The organism is Isoptericola sp. NPDC056605 (genome assembly GCF_042792795.1).
Lineage (GTDB): Bacteria > Actinomycetota > Actinomycetes > Actinomycetales > Cellulomonadaceae > Isoptericola.
Genome location: NZ_JBHTVT010000047.1, coordinates 1 through 1,952 on the forward strand (window position 1 = coordinate 1; position 1,952 = coordinate 1,952).

A 1,952-nucleotide genomic window follows, 5' to 3' on the forward strand; every position below is an offset into this window, starting at 1 on the left:
ACGGCTCCATAAAGAGGAACCGTTTTGCTTCAAAAATCACGTTTTGTGTTATACTGGAGAAACGAAATTGTGTTTTCAAAATTGTCATTTTCGACATGATAACTTTTCTCGTAGTGTGGTTTTGCCGAACCCACTACTTTTTTTATGTCTCCGAACTTCATTTCTTCCCGTTCCGGCTTAACAATCCCTTTTGATTTTCGATACATATTCATTCCGGAAGGATACATGTGCAGCCGTCCGCCTTTTAAAAATTTCTTTTCCCGACCTTCTACGATCTTTGTTTGCACCTCACAGCCCTCTGAAGCCACTTTTAAGGCTGTTTCCCTGTCTTGGACATCTTCTAGGTCTATATCAGTCAAATAAGCGCTCAAATAGGCTCCTATGTTGTCTATATCCTTTAATGACTTGATTGTTACAAATCCTAAACCCCATAGACTCCTTAATTCAGCATTTTTAATATAAATCTTATCCAAATCATTAAAGCGCATTAAAACATGACAATGCCAGGCTCCACGTCCTTGTGGCTCTACCACCGATAAATAATCTATCGAACTTTCTTTCTTGTATTTATAACGCAACCTGTCGATAAAATTTTGAAAATCACTATAAAGTTTTTTCGTGTCCGTCATATTTTTCTTGTATGTCAAAGTTATATGTAATTCATTTGGCCGTCCTATAAAATTGTTATTTATCAAATAACGCAGCTTCTTAAAGGTTTGTCTCAAAGAATTATAATTTTCCTGCCGATTTTCCGAATGCTCGAACTCCCGGATCTCCCCAGTAGAGAGGTCTACAAACCTATCCTTGTCCAATTTTTTGATATTATTTTTCCGGTTCATCTTCTCCATATGCTGAACTTCAATGACGTGATTCATAGTGGTCACTTTTACAACATCATTTGGAGCTATGAAAACCGCGTCACCATTGCGTTTATCCATCCATTTCCCCTCAATTTTTCCTGTAATGTTTAATTAAAATCAAGTTAATAATAAAGAACCCCAAATCCGAAGTCAGTTTTTCAACAAAAATTAGCGTCCTTTTCCCAAATAGTCCCTATACAATTCCTTAATAGCAAACTCAATTACAGCATCTTTTGAAACTCTTCCAAATTCATTGTGTTTTGTAAAATGTTCGGCTAATAACTCTAGCTTTTTAAATGTTTCAACAGTAATTCGAGGTCCAATTTGTTTTTTCTCTTCCATCCAAACACACTCCTAACAAGTTGTTAACATAATTCTAACATTGGAAATAATAGAATTCAAGAACAGAAAAAAGAAGCACACTCGGAATGATATTTCGTTTCCTTTTGATTCCGAGCCTCCACCCCTTACAATCCCCAAAGGCAACCGACAAGGGAAAATTCGTCCCTTATCGGCACCTCCGGAAATTGTACAGCAAGGGGTCACTCCCAATAAAAAGACTACGACATATAAAACAGGTTTAGCTTCAGAGAAAAAGAGCATAAGGAAACTCGGTGCCACCCTAAAAAAAAGGGTGTCAAACAGGCTGTGCCTGTTGAGTTTCTATGCTCTTAGAACAGGTGCCGTTTTTGAAGCCAAAGATATAGCATAGATACCCCATAGATATAGCAGGGATATACCAAAATATCTCTAGAGATACGGGTATCTATGCTATATCTCTCTACAAGATTCCTCCACACGCTTGACGGAAATGCTTCAGCATTTTAGCACTCACTCGACAGAGTGTATAAGTGCGCCATTCGGAATTTCAAAGCTTCAAATTTCACAGAGAGTGCCCATTTATACACACCCCCTAAATCGTGGTGTGACAATGGGTTCTCGCCGGCTCGAAATCGGTTTGTCATTCTGACAAATAACCCTTCGGGAAATAAAAAAAACGGCTCCATAAAGAGGAACCGTTTTGCTTCAAAAATCACGTTTTGTGTTATACTGGAGAAACGAAATTGTGTTTTCAAAATTGTCATTTTCGAC

Annotated in this window: 1 protein-coding gene; it reads right to left on the bottom strand. The window is 37.8% G+C overall.

The features are described from left to right. Positions 1–29: 29 nt before the first annotated feature. Positions 30–938 carry a rolling circle replication-associated protein gene (locus tag ACFQ8Y_RS22620; protein WP_375839305.1) on the bottom strand — a complete coding sequence of 303 codons (909 nt, stop codon included), beginning with the start codon at positions 936–938 and terminating at the stop codon, positions 30–32. Positions 939–1,952 lie beyond the last annotated feature (1,014 nt).

Bases quoted from the DNA above. Each gene is read 5' to 3' on its own strand.
- ACFQ8Y_RS22620 (WP_375839305.1), bottom strand. From the start codon at position 938: ATGGATAAACGCAATGGTGACGCGGTTTTCATAGCTCCAAATGATGTT.